Here is a 21,958-nt window from a genome sequence, read left to right as displayed (position 1 = left end):
TTCGTGACACCCCAGTCGCCCCCGGCCTCCGGCGGTGGATCAGCCGTCCCCTGTACCGCCATGACCACCGCGCTGTCCACGTCATGCGGGTTCGGCGGACAGAACGCCGCGCTCCTGTTCGCCGTCGGCTGAGGCCGCACGCGCAGCCGGTACGCGGGCGGTCGGCGCGTCGGTGGCCGGCAGGTCGACCGGGGCGGGGCGCGGGCAACCGGTCACCGGCAGTGTGCCGCCGGCGTGGGCCGAGTCCAGCAGGGTGAGCATCACGTCCAGGACGTGCGCGGCCAGTTCGGCGGAGGCGCGGTGCGGCCGTCCGGTGGCGAGGGCGTCCGCCAGGTCGGCGAGTCCTGTGCCGCGTCCGGCGCCCGGGTACCCGGCGGACACCGGCAGCGCTTCCCACTCCCTCCGGTCCGGGGCGTAGCGCTCGACCTCCCCGTCGAAGTGGTTGGGGTCGGGGACCGAGAGGGACCCCTGAGTGCCGTACACCTCGATCCTGGGCAGCCGGGCCGCGTGTACGTCGAAGCTCATCACGAGGGTGGACAGGGCGCCGCCCTCGTGGCGGAGGATTCCGGTGACGTGGGTGTCGACCTCGACGGGGAAGCGCTGTCCGGCGCGCGGGCCCGAGCCGATCTCCCGCTCGGTGCGCGGTGCGGAGGCGGCGCCGGTGACCGCGGTGACGGGGCCCAGCAGGTGGACCAGGGCGGACAGGTAGTACGGGCCCATGTCGAGCAGCGGCCCGCCGCCCGGCCGGTAGTAGAACTCCGGGTCGGGGTGCCAGCTTTCGTGTCCGGCGGTGGTCATGAACGCGGTCGCGGCGACCGGGGTGCCGATCAGGCCGTCGTCGACGGCGCGGCGGGCGGTCTGGATGCCGGTGCCGAGCACGGTGTCCGGCGCGCAGCCGACGCGGACGCCGGCGGCGCGCGCCGCGGCGAGCACGGCCGCGGCCTCCTCGCGGGTCGCGGCCAGCGGTTTCTCGCCGTAGACGTGCTTGCCCGCGGCGATCGCGGCCAGCGCGACCTCGGCGTGCGCGGCGGGCACGGTCAGGTTGAGTACGGCGTCGACGTCGTCGCGGGAGAGGAGTTCGGTCACGCTGCCGACCACCGCGGCGCCGGTGCCGGCCGCGGCCTGCGCGGCGCGCGCCGGGTCGAGGTCGGTGACGGCGGTCATCCGTAGGTTCGGTGTCCTGGCCAGGGTGTCGAGGTACTGGCCGCTGATGTTGCCGGCCCCCACGAGTCCGACGCGCAGCGCGTTCACCGGCTCGCCCACAGCAGCCCCCGCTCGGTCAGCGTGCGCACCTCTGGCACGTCGAAGTCGTCCGCCTTGTGGCCGATGGTGGAGACGAAGACGCGTCCGGCGCCGTGCCGGCGCGTCCACACCGCGGGCATCACGACGGGGGTCTCGCGGTCCTCGTCCGCCGCGAAGGTCGTGGTGGCGAGCACGTCGACGGCCGGGTCGGTGGCGACCCAGTACTGCTCGGTGTGCACGCGGAAGTCGGCGAGCCCCTGGACGACCGGGTGGTCGGACCGGTCGGGCACCAGGTTCACGGTGTGGTCGACGAAACCGGGCGGGTGCATGAGGAACTGACCGCCGGTCAGCAGGAAGTAGTCGAGGTCGCCGCGGAACGCGTCGACGATGCCGCCGTGCCAGCCGGCGAAGCCGGTACCGGCTCGCACGGCAGCCGACAGGCCGCGGCTCTGCTCGGCGGTGATCTCACCCATGGACCAGCACTGCACCACCAGGTCGGTGGCGGCGAGCCGTCCGGCGTCCTCGTAGACGGCGAGGTCGTCCGCGGTCTCCACGGTGTAGCCGTGGTCCTTCAGGAACGGCAGGAAGAGATCCGTGATGGTGACGGGGTCGTGGCCCTCCCAGCCGCCGCGGACCACCAGCGCACGGCGGCCGCGCGACGATTCCCGCCCTGGAGCCTGCATCTGCCCTGTCACCCTGCTCCCCGCCCCTCACCCGGTGGGCTTCAACCGACGTATCGACTAACCATCAGATGAAGTCTGCCGAGACGCTAACCAGCCCCCTGGGGAGCGTCAAGACCTCCGGCAGCGGGCTGGGTTGGCGACCGGTTCTTGCTTGGTCTTCACGGCTCACACCGGGCGTAACCTCTTCCTGTGCCAGCCTCCCGTCTGCGTCGTGTCGCCGTCCTGGTGCTGGAGGGTGCGAAGCCGCTCGACGTCGGCATTCCCGCGCAGGTGTTCACGACCCGCGCGAGCATGCCGTACGAGGTGCGGGTGTGCGGGGCGACGCCCGGTCTCGTGACCGGCGGCGACGGTCTCGCGTACCACGTCGCCCACGGCCTCGACGCGCTCGCGTGGGCCGACATCGTCTTCGTCCCCGGCTACCGGTTCCCGGACCGCGACGACCCGCCGCAAGCCGTCGTCGACGCGCTGATCGCCGCCCACGACCGGGGCGCGCGGCTCGCCGCCATCTCGACGGGTGCCTTCGCGCTCGCCGCGACGGGACTGCTCGACGGCAGGCGCGCCACGACGCACTGGCACTACACGCGGGCGCTCGCGGCCAGGCATCCGCTCGTCCGGGTCGACGAGAACGTGCTGTTCGTCGACGAGGGCAGCGTGCTCACCTCGGCCGGCGCCGCCTCCGGCATCGACCTGTGCCTGCACATCCTGCGCGGTGACCTCGGGGTGGCGGCGTCCAACCACGCGGCCCGGCGTCTGGTCGCCGCCCCCTACCGCAGCGGCGGCCAGGCGCAGTACGTGCCGCGCAGCGTGCCCGAGCCGCTCGGCGAGCGGTTCGCCGCCACCCGCGAGTGGGCGCTGCACCGTCTCGGCGAGCCCCTGACCCTCGACATACTGGCGCGGCAGGCAGGGGTCTCGCCGCGCACGTTCTCCCGGCGCTTCGTCGAGGAGACCGGCTACACGCCGATGCAGTGGGTGATGCGCGCCCGCATCGACCTGGCCCGTGAACTGCTCGAACGCTCGGAGCGCGGCGTCGAGCAGATCGCCGCCGACGTCGGGCTCGGCACCGGCGCGAACCTGCGTCTGCACTTCCAGCGCATTCTCGGCACGACACCGAGCGAGTACCGGCGCACCTTCACGCGGGGCGAGTGAGGAAAGCGAGTGACCGGAGCGAGTGACCCGCGCCGCTGACAGTGGCGAGATCCTTTTGAACCGTGGCGATGTCGCCACTGTCAGCGGCGGGAGCCACGGGCGAGCCTGGTGGCGAAGGGAAGGGACGTCACTCATGACTCGCATCGCCATCAACGGATTCGGCCGCATCGGACGCAATGTGCTGCGCGCGCTGCTGGAGCGCGACAGCGCCCTGGAGATCGTGGCGGTCAACGACCTCACCGAGCCCGCCGCTCTCGCCCGGCTGCTCGCCTACGACAGCACGGCCGGCCGGCTCGGGCGCCCGGTGACCGTCGACGGGAACGCCCTCGTCGTGGACGGCCGCCGGATCACGGTGCTGGCCGAGCGCCAACCGGCGCGGCTGCCGTGGGCCGGACTCGGCGTCGACATCGTCCTGGAAGCCACCGGCCGCTTCACCTCGGCCGAGGCCGCCCGCGCCCACCTCGACGCGGGCGCGAAGAAGGTGCTCGTCAGCGCGCCGTCGGACGGCGCCGACGTCACGCTCGCGTACGGGGTGAACACCGACGCCTACGACCCGGCGGTGCACACGATCGTCTCGAACGCCTCCTGCACCACCAACGCGCTCGCGCCGCTGGCCGCGGTCCTCGACGAACTCGCCGGTATCGAGCACGGGTTCATGACGACGGTGCACGCCTACACGCAGGAGCAGAACCTTCAGGACGGTCCGCACCGCGACGCCCGCCGCGCCCGGGCCGCGGCCGTCAACATCGTGCCGACCACGACCGGCGCCGCCAAGGCGATCGGCCTGGTGCTGCCGAACCTCGACGGCAAGCTGTCGGGCGACTCGATCCGCGTACCGGTGCCGGTGGGCTCGATCGTCGAACTCAACACGACCGTCGCCCGCGAGGTGACACGCGACGACGTGCTGGCGGCGTACCGCTCCGCGGCGCAGGGACGGCTCGCCGGCATCCTCGAATACTCGGAGGACCCGCTCGTCTCGTCCGACATCACCGGCAACCCCGCCTCGTCGATCTTCGACTCGGCCCTCACCCGCGTCGACGGCCGCCACGTCAAGGTGGTCGCCTGGTACGACAACGAGTGGGGCTTCTCCAACCGCGTGATCGACACCCTCGAACTCCTCGCGACCCGCTGACCGGAGTCACACAAGTTCCGCCGGCTCCCCAGGGTTGGGATGACCCCCCTCAGCTCTTCTCCGTGAGTTCCCTGAGCGCGATGTCGAGCTTCAGCACGTTGACGTGTGGCTCGCCCAGGAAGCGGGCGGTGCGGGGCTCGGTGTGGTCGTCGACCGGTTGCCGGACCTGGGTGACGTTCAGGCCGTTGTGTTCGGCCACCCGCTTGACCTGGATGGCCGCGTACTGCGGGGAGATGTGCGGGTCGATCGCGGAGGCGGAGCCGGTGACCGCGTCCCGGAGGCCTCCGAATGGTTCCGGCGCGGCTGGGAGAACGGCCGCAACCTGGACTGCGAGATCGAGCTCGGCAAGCTGCTCGTGGCCGAGCACTGGTATGAGATCGCGGCCGGCGCCGGGCACCCGGCCGCCCAGTGGAACCTCGCCCTCCTCTGCAAGCGGCAGCGGCGGTACGAGGAGGCCGAACGCTGGTTCCGTCAGGTCGGCGAGGACGACGAGGACGTCGTCGCGCAGCTCGACCGGATCGCCGCGATACGCGAGGCGGGCGGCGTCGCGCCCGGCAAGGACCTGCGCAGGCTGCCGGGACTCCGCGAGCGCGCGGAGGCGGGTGACGTCCACGCCTCGTACGCGTACGCGTACGGGAAGATCCTCCGCGACTGGGCCGGCGCGGCCGACCGCCACGTGCTCCGCTGGATCGAGCCCGCCGCCCAGGCCGGCGACCCGGAGGCCGCCTACGACCTCGCGGAGCTGTTCAACTCGCTAGGCAGGCCCGCGCTGCGCGACCACTGGTACCGGATGGCCGCCGAGCCGGGGCACCACGACGCGACGACGTACGCACCCGCTACAGCCAGGACGACCTGACCGTCCTGGCCCGGATGGCCGACCCGGCGAAGGAACTCGCCGAAGTGGAGGCCGCGTTGCGGCGGGACCGTCCTGACCGGCCGGTCGACAGGCATGAGCTTCCGCGCCTCGTGCGCCGTCGCGTGGCGGGGGGGGCGACAGCGCACGGACACCGCTCCCTCCGCCGTGCTGCTACGCGCCGCTGAGGATCTGCTCGCGGAGGATGTCGGCGTGGCCGCAGTGCTCGGCCAGTTCGCGCAGGGTGTGGAGGTAGACCCAGCGCAGCGGCAGTGGGCCCCGGCGGTTGCCTCGTACGAGGTCGTCCAGCGTCAGCTTCTCCGTGGCGCGGCGGGAGTCCGCGCAGGCCTGCCGGTAGGCGTCCTGGACCGAGGCGATGGTGTCGTCGTCGTGGAGGTCGAACGACTCGTCGGGCGTGTCGGGAATGCCGATCTCGGCACGGGGCCGACAGGTGATGGCCTCGTCGAACCAGACCTTCTCGACGAACGTGGCGTGCTTGACCAGACCGAGCAGCGTGGTCTTGGACGCCACCAGCGACCGGCGTGCCTGCTCTTCGGTGAGCCCGTTCAGGCTGTCGTGCAGGGCGGACCGATGCTCGTCGAGGAACACCTCGAACTGATCGCGGAGCGCGGCGTGGAAGACGGCGGGTTCCATCGAAGGCTGGGAGAGCATGAGCGCAACGATAAAGCGCTCGGTTCTTCCTGTGAGGTCCCACTTGGGCAGAGCGCACCCAAGCGGTGAAGGTTTCGGCGGCGTTGACGACTGTCTCGAGTGGTGATCGGTCGATGGCTGCCTGCGGCAAGAAGGCCGACGAGTCACTCCGAGGGCTGAAGCGGACGTGTCGGCCAGTCCAGAAGGCGGGCGCCGAGTGCGGCGGTCTGGAGGATGTACCGCTGGTCGGGATCGGTCGGGTCGTGTCCGGTGAGCTGCCGGATGCGGGCGAGCCGGTAGGTCACGGTACGGACGCTCACCCCGAGCCGGCGTGCCGTGGCGGAGTTGAGACAGCCACTGGCGAAGTACGCGGCCAGGGTGTCCAGGAGCGCCCTGGGCCCGCCGCGTGCGGCCCCCAGGCCGCCGAGAACGGTGGCCACCAGGTCGGTGATGGCGGCGCGGTCCCTCCCGAGCACCTGGAAGACGAGCAGTTCCGAGGCGTGGACACACGAGGTCGTCAGACCGAGCTGGGTGGCGAGGTCGAGGGTGCTGCGCGCCTCCTGGTACGAGCGGACGATGCCGCTGGGGCCCGGGCGGGGGCGGCTGACGGCGATCCGGCACTGCTCGGCGACAGCGTCGCGCACCGCGGTGGCGAAGAACTCCGGAACCTGGGGAAGGGCCCCCGGCGACACACACACGAGCAGGCTGTCCTTGGCGGTGATCAGGACATCCTCCGTGGTGAACCGGGAGGTCATCGCCTCTTCGACATAACGGGTGGTGTCGTCTCCCGCTCCGAAGGGCCTTCCGGCCCGGGCGACGGCCACGGTGTGCGGGCCGACCAGCCGCAGCCCGAAACGTTCTGCCCGCTCGGCGAGGCGGCCGAGGCCGGTTCGGCCGTCCAGGAGGTCGTCGACGAACTCCCGCCGCATCGCCTCCTCGCCCCGGATGGCCGAGCGGTGAGCGGTTTCGTACCCCTGGGTCAGCGCGACCGTGGCGTCACCGATCGCCCTGATCAGAGCGGCACCGACCTCCTTGAGGTCTTCCGTCTGTCCCACGCTCCGGGAGTCCGCCAGGTCCGCCCAGACCCGGCCTGCCGAGGCCAGGTACTCGGCGACCAGCGATCGCAAGGCCGTTCCTCTGCCGGCCGCTGTGGCGGCGAGCTGCCGGAGCCGTTCGAGATCTTCCTCGGACAGTCGTCGCTTGCCGAGAGAGGCCTTGGTGAGCTGTCGCAGGCAGGAGTCCAGGGCCACCGCCGGAGGTGAGTCTCCCGCGGTGAGGGAGGCATCCGGTGCTGCCGCCCTGGCACCTGGTGCCGCAGGGCGCCGGTCCTCGGGTCGCTTCACCGTCGGCATGCTCCCATTTTGCCGAAGTGCGGCAAAAGCGGAGAGGTCGAGACGTCCTTGTCTGTGCAGGTCCGGCAGGCGTCCGGCCGATGCCCGGGGGTAATCAGTGAGCACAGCGGAACTCCAGCCTGATCTTCCCCGAGCTGGTCGCTCTCATGGAGGCGCTGAACCACCGGTTCCCCCAGGATGAGGTCGACTCGGACGACCGAGCACCCGCACCCCGGTGACCTCGTCCGTACCCAGGGCCGAACCTGACGCGCGCAGGCGATCACTCACTCGGCTCCACGCCTCCCGGCGGAGAAAGGCCCGCCGCATGCCCGGACGCACCCGCAGAAAGCGCATCGTCCTCGGTCATCTCCCGCTGCCCGAGCGCAGGTTCGTCGCGGACGCCTTGCGCACGGAGACGGTGGGCGGTGTGGTGCTGCTCGCCGCGGCCGTCATCGCTCTGGTGTGGGCCAACACGCCGTGGAAGGGGACCTATGAGGCCGTACGTGACGTCCACTTCGGGGTCGCGGCCCTCGACCTGGACCTGTCCGTGGCCCACTGGACGTCCGACGGACTGCTGGCGATCTTCTTCTTCGTCGCGGGCGCGGAGCTGAAACGCGAGTTGGTGGTCGGCGAGCTGCGGCACCCGGGAACTGCCGCGCTCCCGGTGCTCGCGGCGATCAGCGGCATGGCGATACCCGCCCTGGTCTATGGGCTCGTTGCCACCGGCATGGGCGGAACATGGAACGGCTGGGCCGTTCCCATGGCCACCGACATCGCCTTCGCGCTGGGCGTGCTGGCGGTGATCGACACGCATCTGCCGTCCGCGCTGCGTGCCTTTCTGCTGACCCTCGCCGTCGTCGACGACCTGGGTGCCATCGTCGTCATCGCCGTCTTCTACACCTCGACGATCAACCTCGCGGCCCTCATCGGTGCCGTGCTCGGGCTGGGACTGTTCTTCCACCTGCACGACCGCAGGCAGGTACACGGCTGGTACTGGTACCTGCCGCTCGCCCTGGTGATCTGGGGTCTGACGCACGCCAGCGGTGTCCACGCCACCGTGGCCGGCGTCGCCATGGGACTCCTGCTGCGCGTGGCCGAGGACGGCGAGCAGGGCCGGCGCCCGGCCGAATGGATCTCACACCTGGTGCGACCCGTCTCCGCCGGAGTCGCCGTACCGCTGTTCGCGCTCTTCGCCGCCGGCGTGAGCGTCAGCGGCGACTCGTTGAGCAACGTGCTCACCGAACCGGAACCTCTGGGTGTGGCGCTGGGCCTGGCGGTCGGCAAGGTTCTGGGCGTCCTCGGCGGCTCCTACCTCGCCGTTCGCTTCACCAGGGCACGACTCGGCCGGGATCTCGCCTGGGCGGACCTGCTGGCCGTGTCCATGCTGGCCGGCATCGGCTTCACCGTCTCGTTGCTCATCGGTGAACTGGCCTATCCCGACCCTGCGGACCAGGAACAGATCAAAGCGGCCGTCCTCCTCGGATCCCTGGCCTCGGCGCTCCTGGCCTGTCTGATGCTGCGGCTCCGGAACAACAAGTACCGGCGGCTGTACGAGGAGGAGAACCGTGACGAGAACGCCGACGGCATCCCCGACATCTATCAGCGGCCCGACCCGGCCTCGTCCCGAGACCGCGGCAGGTCCCCGGACGGGAACCGGGACCGCCACGGCCGCGGGCGCGGCGGATCCGCCGGCCCCGGAGCATCCGGAAACTGACCGTCCATGTCCGGGAGCGCCGCGTTCTCCGGCTCCTACCCTGGTGGAAGGAGAAAGCGATGAACGGCTCAGTACGGATGGGGCGCCTTCTGGGGGTGCCGCTGCGCCTCCACTGGAGCGTGCCCCTGCTCCTGTTGCTCTTCGGATACAGCCTGGGCAGTCAGACCCTGCCGGCCAGGGTTCCCGGCCAGGCGAACGTCGGCTACACCCTTGCCGGACTGGCCGGAACCCTGCTGCTCCTGACCAGTCTGGTGGCTCATGAGGCCGCCCACGCGATCACGGCGCGCAGGAAGGGCAGCCAGGTTCACGGCATCACCTTGTGGGCGCTGGGCGGAATGACCGAGATGGGCAGGCCGCGCACGGCCGGTGCGGCCTTCCTGATCGCCGTCAACGGTCCGCTGGCCAGCCTCATCATCGGCGCGGTCGCGCTCGGGGGTGGTATCGGCCTGGAGGCGGTGTCCGGTCGGGGCCTGCCCGCAGCCGTCCTGCTGTGGCTGGGATGGGTGAACCTCTTCCTGGCCGTGTTCAATCTGCTGCCCGCCGCGCCGCTCGACGGCGGCCGAGTCGTCCAGGCGCTGTGGTGGTGGCGTACGGGAGACCGGGACCGGGCCGAACGAGCGGCCGCACGCGGGGGGCAGATCCTCGGCGTCCTGCTCATCGCGCTCGGCTGGATCGCCATCCTGCGCGGTGCCCTGTCCGGCCTGTGGCTCACGCTCATCGGCCTCTTCCTGATGTTCGTCGCCGGCGCGGAACGCCAGCACGCCACGATCGCCCCGGCCCTGCACGGGCTGCGGGCGGCCGATGCGATGTCCAGCCCCGTGGAGACATGCCAGGACTGGCTGACCGTCCAACGCTGCATCGATGAAGTGGCGGTGCGGTCCCACCACTCCACCCTGGTGCTCACCGACTTCGAAGGACGCCCCAGCGGTCTGCTCCGCCTCCCGCGCCTCGCGAGAGTTCCCCCGTCGCAGAGGGAGACAGTGCGCGTGCGCGACGTGGCCACCCCTGCCTCGCGGTGCGCTTCCTGTGCCCCGGACGACCTGCTGGCAGAAGTGTTCGAGGAGCTTTCCCCGGGGCGTGGCCTGCCGATCCTCGTCGTCGACGGGGAGCAGCGGCCGGTGGGCATCATCACCGGGGATGACTTCGCGCGCATCGTCCAGCGCCACACACTCCGCGGTACGGACGACCAGTGACCGGTTTCTCCCGGAGGGCGGTCCCTTGCCGCTTCGCGGATCTGCGGTGGGTAGAGTTGCCGGTGGTGAGGTTGCCGTGCCGGTGCCTCGCCGTTGCCGTGTCGGGGCCGATGGTGCCCCCGGCGAAGATCCGATTCTTGCAGGAGAGAAGCGTGCGCGAGCCCATGACGCCCGGCGCCGCCGCCTGCCCGCCGTGAGGCTTCGCCCCCGGACGTGAGGTAACGCCGCGCCCTTGCGCAGGCCGCGCCCCGTCCGTCCTCGACTTCCGGCTCCGTACACACGGGGCCGTCCGCGGGGTGCCGGCCCGGCCACTCCGCGTCCTCCCGCACACCCCGGTCTGCCGTAGGGGCGTGCCCGAGCACGACAGGTTCCGTCTCCCTTGTCCTCCGCTGCCACTGCTGTGTCCCCGGTCGCGCGCCTGCGTGGCCTGAAGCCCGACTGGATCTCCGACCCGAAGGTCTGGCGCACCGAGGTCCTCGCCGGACTGGTCGTCGCGCTCGCGCTGATCCCCGAGGCGATCTCGTTCTCGATCATTGCCGGTGTCGACCCGGCGATCGGCCTGTTCGCCTCCTTCACCATGGCGGTCGTCATCTCGATCGTCGGTGGCCGGCGGGCGATGATCTCCGCCGCCACCGGTGCCGTCGCGCTCGTCATCGCGCCCCTGAACCGTGAGCACGGCCTCGGCCATCTCGTCGCCGCCGTCATCCTCGCCGGGGTCTTCCAGGTCGTCCTGGGCGCGGTCGGGGTGGCGAAGCTGATGCGGTTCATCCCGCGCTCGGTGATGGTCGGCTTCGTCAACGCCCTGGCCATCCTGATCTTCATGGCCCAGATTCCGGAGATGCGCGACGTCCCGTGGGCCGTGTACCCGCTGATCATCGGCGGGCTGGCCCTCATGGTGTTCTTCCCGAAGATCACCACCGTGATCCCCGCCCCGCTCGTCTCCATCGTCATCCTGACCGTCATCACGCTCGCGGCCGGGATCGCGGTGCCGACCGTGGGTGACAAGGGCGAACTGCCGTCCTCCCTGCCCGTGCCGGGGCTGCCGGACGTGCCGTTCACGCTGGACACGCTGACGACGATCGCCCCGTACGCGTTCGCGATGGCCTTGGTCGGCCTGATGGAGTCGCTGATGACGGCCAAGCTGGTCGACGACATCACCGACACCCACTCCGACAAGACGCGCGAGTCGATCGGCCAGGGCGTCGCCAACATCGTCACCGGTTTCTTCGGTGGCATGGGCGGTTGCGCCATGATCGGCCAGACGATGATCAACGTGAAGGTGTCCGGGGCCCGCACCCGTCTGTCCACGTTCCTGGCCGGTGCCTTCCTGATGGTGCTGTGCATCGTCTTCGGCCCGCTCGTCTCCGACATCCCCATGGCGGCACTGGTCGCCGTCATGGTCATGGTGTCGTTCGCGACGTTCGACTGGCACTCCGTCGCCCCCAGGACCCTCAAGCGGATGCCCGCCGGGGAGATCGCCGTCATGGTGATCACCGTCGCCTGTGTGGTCGCCACCCACAACCTCGCCATCGGCGTCGTCGTCGGCTCGATCACCGCCATGGTCGTCTTCGCCAAGCGCGTCGCCCACCTCGCCGAGGTCACTTCCGTCACCGACCCCGACGGCAGCACGGTCGTCTACCGGGTCACCGGCGAACTGTTCTTCGCCTCCTCCAACGACCTCGTCGGCCGGTTCGACTACGCCACCGACCCGGACCAGGTGATCATCGACCTCAGCTCCGCGCACATCTGGGACGCTTCCTCCGTCGCCGCCCTGGACGCGATCGAGGCCAAGTACGCCCAGCGCGGCAAGACCGTCGAGATCACCGGTCTCAACCCCCCGAGTGCCGCTCTGCGCGCCAAGCTCAGCGGTGAGCTCGCCGCCGGCCACTGAGACTGATCGACCTGCCGGGGCCGGCCTCGGTCACCTCGATCACCTCAGCGGCCGGGCGCCGAGGAGTTCGGCGAGGCCCTGGCGGGTGGCGGCGAGGACGACGCGGTCCTGGGGGCGCAGGACGTATCCCGGGTGGAGGTCCCAGACGAGGCCGCTGAGGTGGTCGGTGCCGTCGTCGGAGGGGGACGCCGCGAGGTCGGGCAGACGCTCGTCGGGAGCGGCGGAGTCGATGGCGAGCACGCGCCGGGCGCCCGGGCGGAACGTCTCGGCGATCGTACGGCCCTCCAGTTCCGGGTGGCCCGCCACTTCCAGGGCCGCGAAGACGAGCACTCGCCGCTCGACGGGGATGGCACCGAGGACCCTGCGGCCCATCATCGCTCCGGCGAAGGCGGGGGCGGCGAGGGTGGAGACGCTCCGGCTGCGGGTCAGGGCCCGGGGGTGGGCGGCGCGCAGGGTGCGGTAGACCGCGGTGGCGAAGTCGTCGTCGTACAGCCGCAGCGACACGCGCAGGCGGGGTGCGACCGAGCGGGCGTGGAGGACGGCTTCCAGGTTGGTGGTGTCGCTGCTGGTGACGGCGAGCAGGGCGTGCGCGCGGTGGACGTGGGCGGCTTCCAGGACGCCTTCCTGGGTGACGTCGCCGAGCACGACCGGTACGCGCAGGCGGCGGGCGAGCGGGATGCCGCGCGCCTCGGGATCCTCCTCGACGCAGACCACGGGGATGCCCAGTTCGCGCAGGCGGGCCAGGACCCGGGTACCGACCTTGCCGAGGCCGAGGAGGACGACGTGGCCCGACAGGCCGCGGGGCGGGCGGCGCAGCGTGGAGGCGGTGCGGAAGGTGCCGAGCCCTTCCAGCACGGCCGCGAGCAGGACGGGCAGCAGGAGGAGTCCGGCAAGCCCGGACAGGAGTTGGAGTATCCGGCGAGCGGTGGGCTCTCCGGTGGCGGGGTCGCCGATGGCGAGGAGGTCGAGGAGGGTGAGGTACGCGGCGTGCAGGGGGTGGTCGCCGGTGGTCAGCCACGAGGCCACGGCCAGGCCCGCGACGCAGAGCACCAGCCCGGCCAGGGACCAGCGCAGCCGTCGCGAGAACAGCGAGCCCAACGGCAGGGCGCGCCGCGCCGGCCGGCCGGTCGGGCGCGTGGGCCCGGCGTGGGAGACGGTTTCCAGGACCACGGTGCCGCGTCCGGTGGCGGCGGCCACGGTGCGGTCGTCCGGCAGCAGCAGCGGTCCCTCCTGTCCGCTCCCCTCGGATCCCTCCGTGCCCGCCGGGTCGCCGGCGGTGGAGGACAGCAGGGCGAGCGTGCACAGGCCCGGGTCGGCGACCTCGCCGCGAGCGGGTGGCGTGCGTTCCACGGCGCGCAGCAGCAGGCCGTCGGCCTGGACCACCTTGCTGGTTCCGGCGACGGCCGAGGCCGCCAGGGCCGGTGCGGCGGTGTCGGCGTCCGACAGGACGGTGGTGGAGGTGTCCAGGGCCGTCGGGTCGAGGCCGGGGGAAGCCACCATGGCGGCCTGGTCCAGCAGGTCGGCGAGATGCCGGCCCAGTCTGCGGTCGTAGAGCCGTATGACCAGGCGGAGCCGGGGGTTCAGCCGACGGGCGGCGAGAGCGGCGCGGATGTTGGTCTCGTCGTCGTCGTGCACGAGCGCCAGGGCGTCGGCCTGCGCGACACCGGCCTCGGCCAGGGTCTCCTCGTCGAGGAGCGGTGCCTCGAGGACGCGTACGCCGGACGCGACGGGCGCGGCGGCGGTCCTGTTGACGAGCGTCTGCATCCGGGCGAGCAGCATGGCCGTGCGGGTCCGTCCCGCCGGGCCGACGCCGGCCCGGCGATCGCCCGGCAGGGACGGGACGACGACGGTGACGCGCTTGCGGTACAGCTCGCGCAGGTCGGCGGCCAGACGTTCGGCGAGGGCGTCGTCCCCGCACACCACCATGTGTCCGTGCAGTGCCCGGCGACGGGCCTGGTCGGGCAGCGCGGGCACATCTCTCATGACACGTTCCCCCCTTGCGTGTCCCGAGGCACCGGCAGGGCGGCGTGCCGTGCGTTCGGGTTGGTGAGCAGGGAACGGGGGTCGGCGGCCCGTGTGATGGCCGCCTCGACGGCCGCGATCCGGTCGGCGAGGAGTCCGAGGGCGGCGACGGCACGGGCGAGCGGCTCGTCCTCCGGGCCGCCCACGGCTCGGTCGCGGACGTACGCGGCCTTGACCTCGGCCCACCGCCGGGCCTGCTCGGGTGTGAGGGTCCCCCGCAGTTCGGCCAGTTTCAGCAGGTTGGCCTCGGCGCCGGTCGTGAGGGTGTGGGCCTCCGTCGTGTAGTGGTCGTCGATGAGCGCCTGGAGTTCGGCGTCGTTCATCACGGGCCGGATCCGCTGGACGATCTTGTTCATGTTGCGGTACGAGCCCTGGAGCAGGAACGGTGGCTCGGTGCGGGCGCGGGCGTCCTGCGCGGCGGACGCGATGTACGCCGCGTTGACGGCGAGGACGGTCTCGCGGGCCGCCAGCACCAGGCGCAGCACGGCCAGGATCTGCTCCAGTTCGGCGGGGGCGCAGGGGTGGGCGAGTTGGTCGGGGCGCACGGCGGGGTCGTCGCCGGCGAGGCGGATCAGGATGTCCAGGTCCTCGCGGGTGCGGCCGGCGAGCGGGGCGAGCACCGGGTTGGCGGTGAGGGCGTTCTCGACGAAGCTCAGCGCGAAGGTGTCCTCCCTGCCGGCCAGGGCGTCGCCCAGGTTCCACACGTCGGCGCGGTTGGCGAGCATGTCGGGCACGCGGAAGCGGCTGCCGGACTCGGTGTACGGGTTGCCCGCCATGCACACCGCGAACCGCTTGCCCCGCAGGTCGTAGGTGCGGGGTTCGCCGTCCCACACGCCCTCGATGCGGCGTGTGGCATCGCACAGCGGGATGAACTTCTGCAGCAGCTCGGGCGAGGTGTGCTGGATGTCGTCGAGGTGGAGGAGGGTGTTGTTGCCCGCCGCCAGCGCGAAGTTGATCTTTTCGATCTCCTGGCGGGCCGTCGCGTTCGGGGCCTCGGCCGGGTCCAGCGAGGTCACGGTGTGGCCGAGCGCGGGGCCGTTGACCTTGACCAGCATCAGGCCGAGCCGGTCGGCGACGTACTCCATGAGGGTCGTCTTGCCGTAGCCCGGCGGGGAGATGAGCAGGAGCAGGCCGCCGGTGTCGGTGCGCTTGGTGTCGCCGCTGGTGCCGAGTTGCTTGGCGAGGCTGTCGCCGATCAGCGGCAGGTACACCTCGTCGACGATCCTGCCGCGGACGAACGCCGACATGACGCGCGGCCGGTACTCGTCCAGGCGGAGGCGGGCGCGCTCAGCGGCCACGAGGGCGGTGCGGCGGCGCTGGTAGGCCCGGTGGGCGGGAACCTCTCGGAGGCGGAACTCCCGGGCGCGGGCGAGGATTTCGTCGACGCGGACGGTGAGTGTGCGGCCGTCGAGGCGCGGATGGGTGCCGAGCAGTCCCTCGACGGTCTCGGTCAGCGGAGCGTCCGACTCGTAGCGAGGCAGGTGCGGGCAGAGCTCGGCGGCCACCGCCTCCGCAAGGTCGCCCGGGGTGAGGTCCGTTCCGGTCGCGGTGGTGTACGACGTCAGCCACGCTTCGACGAGTTGTCTGCGGGCGGCCGGGTCGTTGAGGGCGGCGAGGTCGTCGTCGTAGGCCGGTGTGCCGACCGTGCGGCGGAACTTCTCCAGCAGGGTGCGGGTGCCGGCGCTGATGACGAAGCCGTCGGGACCGCTGGTCAGCTCCTCGAAGAGGTAGGCGGCCGCGGCCCGGTCGCCGATCGCCGCGGCGAGTTCGGCTTCCAGGTCGGCGATGGCGGGTGCCGGTCCGAAGGTGTCGCGGGCCCGGGCCAGGGAGACCGCGCGCCGGGTCCAGCCGTCCCGCTCCTCGGGCGTCGTGCCGTGTGCCCAGAAGAGCTGGGCGGCGGCGCGGGCGGCGGGCTCGTGGCGCAGCGGTCCGGCGCCCTCGTGCAGGCGCAGGAGCGCGGCCAGGACGAGTGCCGCGTCGTGGTCGTGTACGCCGCGTTCGTAACCCTCGTCGTAGGCCTCCTCGGCGGCCCGCCGGACCAGGGCGGGCAGGTCCTCGGCCGCCGTGAGGGCGGCCGGGCCGTACTCGTCGAGGAGACGGGCGGCCAGGTGTTCGGCGCGGTAGACCTCCGGTGACTCCGAGGGCAGCGGGCGGTCCCAGTAGGGGCGGGTCGCGGCGAGGTCGGGGTCGGTGACCGGGGCTCGGTAGTCGGTGCCGGTCAGGGCGAAGGCCAGGCCCTCGCCCTGCGGGACCAGAGTGAGGTCCAGCGGCTGGGTGTCGACGGCGAAGCGGTGGGCGCCGAGGCGGATGGTGCGGCCGTCGTCGGCGTAGAGGTCGGTGCGGTCGCGCAGGGCGCGCAGGGCCTGCTGGCGGGCCGCCTTCAGACGGCCGTCCAGTTCTTCCGCCCGCACCTGGTCGCCGAGTTCGCGCAGTTCGTCGGCGGTGCGGCGGACCTTCGCGGGCATCGGGTCGGAGGTGAAGTACGTGGTGACGGCGTCGGCGTCGGCGAGCGTGGACGCGCGGCGGGTGACCGTGTCCAGCACGCGGGCCGCCGAGTCGGCCAGGCGCTCGGCGCGGCGGGCGCGGGCGTCGGCGAGGGTCTGCTTGCGGGCCGAGAACGCCTCGTGGATCTCGTCGCGCTTGTCCGCCAGTTCCGTGAGGAAGTCGTCGAACTCGGCGAACCGCGACTCGAGGTTCTCGACCTGGACGAGCATGCGGGCCAGTTGTTCGTCGCAGGCCTCGGGGGTGCCGGCCGCCGCGAGCGCACCGGTGACGGCCTGGCCGAGCAGGGCGTACTCGGCGGCGAACTCGGCTCGTCCCTCCCGGTCGAGGAGTTCGCGGCGGCGGGCGTCGAGGGTGGCGCGGGCACGGTTGACGCCGCCGAGGACGTCGGCGATCCGCTCCAGGATGGAGGTGCGGACGGTGGCGTCACCGATGTCGAGTCCGGAGACGACCTCGGTCACCGTGCGCAGACTGTCGGCGTGTTCGTCGAGGCGTGCCGCGACGGGCGCGCTCTGGGCGACGGTGGTGATCGCTTCGGCGTCGGCGACGAGTTGCTCGATGTCGGCCTGGTGGGCGGCGAAGGCGTCCTCGTGGGCCAGGTGGGTGACGGCCCGCTGCCCGAAGCCGGCGAGGTCGGTGTCGATGTCGGCGGCCAGCTCGTCGATGCGGTCGGTGTCCGCGTACCGCATGTCCTTGAGGGTGAGCAGGTGGCCTTGGGCGTGCCGGAGTTCGGTGAGTCCGGACACCCAGGCGGCGGCGGTGCGCGGTGCCTCGCCGCGCAGGCGCCGTACGACGCCGGCGACGCGCGCCTCGGCCTGCGTGAGGGCTTCGGCGGCCTGCCGGGTGAGGGCCTGCACCGTCTCGAACTCGGTCAGCACCTGTTCGGCGGTGGACCGGACCTGAGTGAGCGGCTCGTGCAGGGCGCCGAGTTCCGGTTCTGCGAGCCAGTGGTGGGCGTCGGCGGCCCGGACGCACGCGGCGGCCAGTGCCTCGTAGACCTCCCTGGTCGGGGTGGTCCCGGCGACCGCGCGCGTGATGGACAGGCAGTCGGAGATGCCGCGGACGAGGTCGGCGTTGCCGACGCGGGCGAGCGGCCCGGTCCCGGCCGGCCGGCCGGCGGCGTGGGTGTCGGAGACATACGGGGAGTTCCACAGCTGGACGGGGTGCACGCGCTGCGGCTCGTCGCCGTCCGCGCGCAGGGCGAGCAGGGCGCCGTCGTCGAAGAGTGCCCAGCCGTGGCAGGTCAGCGGGGTGGGAATCTCCTTGCGGATCATGTTGTACGGCAACAGCAGGCTGCGGCCCGCGGCCCGCGTGTGGAAGGTGAAGAGGACGTCCTCGCCGTTAGGGGACCGGACCACCCGTTCGAACTCCAGTCCCGCGGTGTCGACGCCGTCGAACGTCCGGTGCGTGCCGGTGGCCAGGCAGTAGCCGCCGGGGAAGACGATGCCCTGGTCCTCGGGCAGCCGGCGGCAGGCCTGGCCGATGCCGTCGAGGCGGACGACCGTCTTGGTGAGGGTGTTGAAGACCAGGTAGCGGTGGACGTCCTCCTTGTAGGGGAGGATGTCCAGCAGGATCAGAGCGCCCACGCGCGCGTACGCGATGTGCGCGTCGGCGAGCGACTGCAACGGTTCGACGACCGGCTCGGCGTGGATGCCCTCGTCCGTCTCGGTGTCGTCCTCGCTCTTGACGGTCAGCAGCCCGCCGAGGGTCGCGACGAACACCTCACCCTCGATCGAGACGTGCGGGTGACGGCCCAGTACGTGGTCCTCGCGTGTCGTCACCGTCCACGGGAAGTCGTGGGCGGGCGGGAGGACGTGGTCGCGGTCACCGCGCGCGTCGAGGAAGGACACCTGGCCGTCGTCGGCTACGGCCCAGCGCAGGACACGGATGTCGTCGGCCTTCTCGCCGGTCTGGAAGACGGCCAGCAGCTTGTCCTCGACGCGTCGCAGCTGGAGCAGGCGGGCCTGGTGGAAGTAGCGGTGCAGGGCGGTGAACTCGCGGACGAAGGCGGGGTCGTCGAGCAGGCCGGGCACGGCGTCGTCGGGCAGCCGGTTCAGGGCGCGGTCGTGCAGCGTGAGCACGTTCCCGACGATGGTCCGCGGCCCGCGGCCGGGAACGGTGTTGTGGCCGAGGAGCAGCACGTCGCCGACGGACACGATGTCGCGCGGCACGCAGGCCGACTCGGTGCGCAGCCGTTCGGTGCCGGCCAGTTCCAGCCGCAGGGAGCCGAACTCCTCGACGCGGCGGCTGTTCAGCGCCTCGGCGCGGCGGGCGAGTTCCGCCGCCTGTGCGGTGAGGCGGTCGCGCAGCACCTCGTACGTGCCCGTGTCCAGGCCGGTGGTCATGAGGTCCCTCTCAGGAAGTCGGAACAGGAAGGGTTCCCGGAGCTGCCGCCCCCTGTGCCGGCAGCTCCGGGACCACGGCCCGGTCAGCCCTTGGCGTTGCCGTCGAGAGCCGCGAGCGAGGTGTCGGCGAGGCCCGGCTCGCCCGCCTTGCCGAGCAGTTCCCTCAGGGCGCCCGAGTCGGCGCCGCCCGTCTTCATGAGCTTCATCAGCAGGGCGGACACGGTCAGGTTCTGCACGTCGGCCGTGGTGACCGAGCCGAGGGCGCGGGTGAGGTCGTCGGTGAAGCTCGACGTGCCGTCCAGCCACGGCTTCGCGAGCGACTGCGCGGTCCGGGAGTGCTCCACGAACCCGTCGACGCCCTTGCCGAGCCCGATCGCACCGACCAGCCGGTCGAGGAAGACCGACTCGCCGCCGACGATGTCGATGTCGGCGTTCTCCAGTCCGGTGGCGAGCACGGTGGCCTGCGCCTCGGCGATCTGCCGCTGTACGTCCAGCCCCGCCAGCCGGATGTCCTTCTCGGCCTCCAGCCGCAGGCGGTACTCCTCGTGCGCCCGGGACGCCTCGTCCAGCGCGGCCATCGCGGCGGCCTTGTCGGTCAGACCGGCGGCCTCCGCCTTCAGTTTCTCCCCGATGGCCGCCGCTTCCGCAAGCGCCTTCGCCCGGGCGCCCTCGGCCTCGGCCCGCATCCGCGCCTCGGTCGCCTCGGCCTCCGCGCGGCCGGCCTTCTCGATGACCTCGGCCTCCTTGTCGCGGACCCGGACGGCGGCCAGCCCCTCGGCGGCGGACTCCGCCTGGATGCCCTCGGCGAGCCGCAGCTTCGCCCGCGCGTCCAGGTCCGCGCTCTTCAACCGGGCCTCGGCGAGGGTGAGTTCCTCGGCGGCGCGGTGCACGGCGGCCTGCTCGGCGGCCTCCGCGGCCTTGATGTCCTTGACCAGCTTCTCCTGCGCCTCGGCCTCGGCGGCGATGATCACCGCCTGCCGCTGCCGCTCCGCCTCCTCCACGGCGCGCAGCTTCTTGATGGACTCCTCCTGCTCGGCGACCGTACGGTCCACGGCGACCCGCTCCCGGACGACCTCGGCGATCTCCCGCTTCTCCGCCTCGACCTCCTTGGCGGCGGCGATCCGGGTCAGCTCGGTCTCCCGCTCCCGGGCGATGACTTCGAGCAGCCGGTCCTTCTCGATGCGCTCGTTCTCGATCGCGATGACCCGCTCGCGGTTCTTCGCGGCGACGGCGACCTCGCGGGCCTGGTTCTCGCGCTGGACGCCGAGTTGTTCCTCGGTGCGCAGGAACGCGGCCTGGGCGCGCAGCCGCTCCTCCTCCATCACCCGCGCGGTCTCGGCCTCCTCCCGGGCCCGGACGGTCTCGATCTCCCGGCGCTGCTTGATCTCGGCGTCGGCCTGGCGGCGCTCCAGCTCCAGGATGGCCTCGCGGGCGTCGACGTTCTGCCGGGTGATCTCCTTCTCCTCGGTGCGCTGGGCCTCGTTGGTGCGTACGTGCTCGGCGGCCGTCAGCTCGGTGATCTTGCGGATGCCCTGGGCGTCGAGGACGTTGGCCGGGTCGAGCTGGGTCAGCGGCGTCTGCTCCAGGTAGTCGATCGCCGCGTCCTCCAGGTGGTAGCCGTTGAGGTCGACGCCGATGACCTCGATGATCCGGTACCGCAGCTCCTCGCGCTTGGTGTACAGGTCGGTGAAGTCCATCTGCTTGCCGACGGTCTTCAGCGCCTCGGAGAACTTCGCGTGGAACAGTTCCTGGAGCGTGTCCCGGTCGCTCGCGCGCGCCGTGCCGACGGCCTGGGCCACCTTGATGACGTCGTCGACGGTCTTGTTGACCTTGACGAAGAAGGTGATCCGGATGTCCGCGCGGATGTTGTCCTGGCAGATCAGCCCGTCCTTGCCGGCTCTGGTGATCTCGATGGCCTTCACCGAGATGTCCATCACCTCGGCCTTGTGCAGCACGGGCAGCACGATCTGGCCGGTGAAGGTCACGTCGACCTTCCGCAGCTTGGAGACGATCAGGGCCTTGCCCTGCTCGACCTTGCGGAACAGACGTGAGAACACGAAGGCGGGCAGCAGCGCGAGCAGGCAGACGGCGACGAGCGCGCCGATGCCGAAGGTCAAGGCATCCATGGCATACGTCCTTGAGGCATAAGGGAGTTGAGAGGCGAGATTGGCGGGGCGTGAGCGCACGCGCGTACCGGGACCAGGGGTGGGGCTGGGGCTCCCGCGTACAGCGGGATCAGGCGGGACGGGAGCGCCCGCCCACACCGTGCTCAGACGGCGCGGTGGTGGACCTCGGACAGGTCGCCGCGGCCGGACTCCCGCAGTCGCCGCGGGAATCCCCCGGCGTCCGCGGGCCGTGGCAGGCCGGGTTCGTCGGGGCGGAGGCGGTGCAGCGGCCTGGCGAACAGACGCCGCACCGGCCGCAGCAGGAGGCTGGTGAGCGACCAGGCGACGAACAGTGCCCCGGCGTGCGCCGCCAGTCGCAGCAGCCAGCCGGCCAGCCCCGTGAGCTCGACGGCGTCCAGCAGGAGTGCCGCGCCGAGAGCGAGCGTCCAGGCGAGGGCCGACAGCAGCGACAGGGCCACCGCGACGGGTACCCCGCCCATGCCGAGCGGGTCGAGGTTCGCGTCCGCGTCGAAGCTGTCCACCGCGGCGGCCCGCACAGCGACCAGCACCCAGAAGCACGCCGCCACGAGCAGGGCCGCGGTGAACAGGAGCGTGGGGAGTCCGGTCGCGGCCGTGAACAGTGTCCGCATCGGTCCCCCCTCTCCGTCGCCGCCGCCGGTGTCCTGTGGGTGGGGCGCGCCTCCTCCGGTGCCGGGTGCCGGTGTCTGCCGGTCACCGGCACCGGATCGATCCGCTGGGCTCCCCGCGGGCATCGTGCATCAGTGCGACCGGGCCGCGCATTGCCGAATGTAGGCAGAGTTCACCACCGTCTGCGTGCCGGACACCCTTAAAAAGACGTCAACGGCCGGTCGGAGACCCTGTGAGCATCCTCGGTACGCGGGGTGCGCCGGCTGCCCCGGCAGGCCTTGTCCGCTCCGGTACCGCCGGGTCGGCGTGCCACCACCTGGGGGATGGGATTTCGCCCCATAGTTTGGTGGGCGAGGCCGTCACGGAACAGAGCGGGGCACGCCACCACCGCCTGCGCCGGGCGGCGCGGTCCCGGAAGACCGACGGGGAGGAATGACCGACACCGAACGCCCGCCGGAACCCCGTAAGCAACCGGACGGGCGAGGTGACGGCGCGCCCAT

14 protein-coding genes and 1 pseudogene are annotated in these 21,958 nt (G+C 72.0%); 6 read left to right on the top strand and 9 right to left on the bottom strand.

The window, feature by feature from the left end:
* Positions 1-81: 81 nt before the first annotated feature.
* Both ACIG0D_RS11490 and ACIG0D_RS11485 read right to left on the bottom strand, forming a co-directional pair.
* Positions 82-1,263: a Gfo/Idh/MocA family protein gene (locus ACIG0D_RS11490; RefSeq protein WP_399798663.1), complete on the bottom strand. Its 1,182-nt coding sequence runs from the start codon at positions 1,261-1,263 to the stop codon at positions 82-84.
* The gene (locus ACIG0D_RS11485) at positions 1,248-1,925 is read right to left on the bottom strand and encodes a ThuA domain-containing protein (RefSeq protein ID WP_399799274.1); all 678 of its coding nucleotides are present in this window, start codon (positions 1,923-1,925) and stop codon (positions 1,248-1,250) included. Before ACIG0D_RS11485 ends, ACIG0D_RS11490 begins: the two co-directional genes overlap by 16 nt.
* A 189-nt stretch (positions 1,926-2,114) precedes the next feature.
* Here ACIG0D_RS11485 and ACIG0D_RS11480 point away from each other — a divergent pair, with 189 nt between their 5' ends.
* Positions 2,115-3,071 carry a GlxA family transcriptional regulator gene (locus ACIG0D_RS11480; RefSeq protein ID WP_399798660.1) on the top strand — a complete coding sequence of 319 codons (957 nt, stop codon included), beginning with the start codon at positions 2,115-2,117 and terminating at the stop codon, positions 3,069-3,071.
* 133 nt (positions 3,072-3,204) lie between these two features.
* The gene (gene gap / locus ACIG0D_RS11475; protein WP_399798658.1) at positions 3,205-4,203 is read left to right on the top strand and encodes a type I glyceraldehyde-3-phosphate dehydrogenase; all 999 of its coding nucleotides are present in this window, start codon (positions 3,205-3,207) and stop codon (positions 4,201-4,203) included.
* Positions 4,204-4,252: 49 nt separating this feature from the next.
* On the opposite strand, the pseudogene ACIG0D_RS11470 reads toward gap, so the two are convergent.
* Positions 4,253-4,480, bottom strand: a pseudogene (locus tag ACIG0D_RS11470) (potassium-transporting ATPase subunit C); the annotation flags it as partial.
* Between ACIG0D_RS11470 and ACIG0D_RS11465 the strand changes: the two are divergent.
* The gene (locus tag ACIG0D_RS11465) at positions 4,439-5,059 is read left to right on the top strand and encodes a hypothetical protein (protein ID WP_399799311.1); all 621 of its coding nucleotides are present in this window, start codon (positions 4,439-4,441) and stop codon (positions 5,057-5,059) included. The pseudogene ACIG0D_RS11470 and the gene ACIG0D_RS11465 sit on opposite strands and share 42 nt — an antisense overlap.
* A gap of 171 nt (positions 5,060-5,230) precedes the next feature.
* Here ACIG0D_RS11465 and ACIG0D_RS11460 read toward each other — a convergent pair whose 3' ends face one another.
* Together ACIG0D_RS11460 and ACIG0D_RS11455 are read right to left on the bottom strand one after the other, a co-directional pair.
* Entirely contained in the window at positions 5,231-5,728 is a 498-nt protein-coding gene (locus tag ACIG0D_RS11460) for a DinB family protein (RefSeq protein WP_399798655.1), read from the bottom strand.
* Positions 5,729-5,871: 143 nt separating this feature from the next.
* Positions 5,872-6,957: a PucR family transcriptional regulator gene (locus tag ACIG0D_RS11455; RefSeq protein ID WP_399798652.1), complete on the bottom strand. Its 1,086-nt coding sequence runs from the start codon at positions 6,955-6,957 to the stop codon at positions 5,872-5,874.
* Between the two features lie 406 nt (positions 6,958-7,363).
* Between ACIG0D_RS11455 and nhaA the strand changes: the two genes are divergently transcribed.
* From nhaA to ACIG0D_RS11440, 3 genes are all read left to right on the top strand, one after another.
* Entirely contained in the window at positions 7,364-8,752 is a 1,389-nt protein-coding gene (gene nhaA, locus ACIG0D_RS11450; protein WP_399798650.1) for a Na+/H+ antiporter NhaA, read from the top strand.
* A gap of 59 nt (positions 8,753-8,811) precedes the next feature.
* Positions 8,812-9,945, top strand: coding sequence for a site-2 protease family protein (locus tag ACIG0D_RS11445; RefSeq protein WP_399798647.1), 1,134 nt, complete (start codon positions 8,812-8,814; stop codon positions 9,943-9,945).
* Between the two features lie 400 nt (positions 9,946-10,345).
* The gene (locus tag ACIG0D_RS11440) at positions 10,346-11,836 is read left to right on the top strand and encodes a SulP family inorganic anion transporter (RefSeq protein WP_399798645.1); all 1,491 of its coding nucleotides are present in this window, start codon (positions 10,346-10,348) and stop codon (positions 11,834-11,836) included.
* Positions 11,837-11,875: 39 nt separating this feature from the next.
* On the opposite strand, the gene ACIG0D_RS11435 is transcribed toward ACIG0D_RS11440, so the two are convergent.
* The 4 genes from ACIG0D_RS11435 to ACIG0D_RS11420 all read right to left on the bottom strand — a co-directional run bounded on the left by ACIG0D_RS11435 (position 11,876) and on the right by ACIG0D_RS11420 (position 21,460).
* The gene (locus ACIG0D_RS11435) at positions 11,876-13,762 is read right to left on the bottom strand and encodes an NAD-binding protein (RefSeq protein WP_399799271.1); all 1,887 of its coding nucleotides are present in this window, start codon (positions 13,760-13,762) and stop codon (positions 11,876-11,878) included.
* 53 nt (positions 13,763-13,815) lie between these two features.
* On the bottom strand, positions 13,816-18,705 hold the full coding sequence (locus ACIG0D_RS11430; protein ID WP_399798642.1) for a DNA repair ATPase: 4,890 nt from the start codon (positions 18,703-18,705) through the stop codon (positions 13,816-13,818).
* An 83-nt stretch (positions 18,706-18,788) separates the two neighbouring features.
* Entirely contained in the window at positions 18,789-20,831 is a 2,043-nt protein-coding gene (locus ACIG0D_RS11425; protein ID WP_399798637.1) for an SPFH domain-containing protein, read from the bottom strand.
* 143 nt (positions 20,832-20,974) lie between these two features.
* Positions 20,975-21,460 (bottom strand): hypothetical protein, encoded by a 486-nt coding sequence (locus ACIG0D_RS11420; RefSeq protein ID WP_399798635.1) that lies wholly within the window; start codon positions 21,458-21,460, stop codon positions 20,975-20,977.
* Positions 21,461-21,958 lie beyond the last annotated feature (498 nt).

The sequence above is a fragment of the Streptomyces sp. NPDC052773 genome (assembly GCF_044547145.1).
GTDB lineage: Bacteria > Actinomycetota > Actinomycetes > Streptomycetales > Streptomycetaceae > Streptomyces.
The sequence above is the reverse complement of the archived record's forward strand: the minus strand, read 5'-3'. Positions and strand labels throughout refer to the sequence as shown.

Bases quoted from the DNA above. Each gene is read 5' to 3' on its own strand.
- ACIG0D_RS11485 (WP_399799274.1), bottom strand. From the start codon at position 1,925: ATGCAGGCTCCAGGGCGGGAATCGTCGCGCGGCCGCCGTGCGCTGGTG.
- gap (WP_399798658.1), top strand. From the start codon at position 3,205: ATGACTCGCATCGCCATCAACGGATTCGGCCGCATCGGACGCAATGTG.
- ACIG0D_RS11460 (WP_399798655.1), bottom strand. From the start codon at position 5,728: ATGCTCTCCCAGCCTTCGATGGAACCCGCCGTCTTCCACGCCGCGCTC.
- nhaA (WP_399798650.1), top strand. From the start codon at position 7,364: ATGCCCGGACGCACCCGCAGAAAGCGCATCGTCCTCGGTCATCTCCCG.
- ACIG0D_RS11445 (WP_399798647.1), top strand. From the start codon at position 8,812: ATGAACGGCTCAGTACGGATGGGGCGCCTTCTGGGGGTGCCGCTGCGC.
- ACIG0D_RS11435 (WP_399799271.1), bottom strand. From the start codon at position 13,762: ATGGTGGTGTGCGGGGACGACGCCCTCGCCGAACGTCTGGCCGCCGAC.
- ACIG0D_RS11430 (WP_399798642.1), bottom strand. From the start codon at position 18,705: ATGACCACCGGCCTGGACACGGGCACGTACGAGGTGCTGCGCGACCGC.
- ACIG0D_RS11425 (WP_399798637.1), bottom strand. From the start codon at position 20,831: ATGGATGCCTTGACCTTCGGCATCGGCGCGCTCGTCGCCGTCTGCCTG.
- ACIG0D_RS11420 (WP_399798635.1), bottom strand. From the start codon at position 21,460: ATGCGGACACTGTTCACGGCCGCGACCGGACTCCCCACGCTCCTGTTC.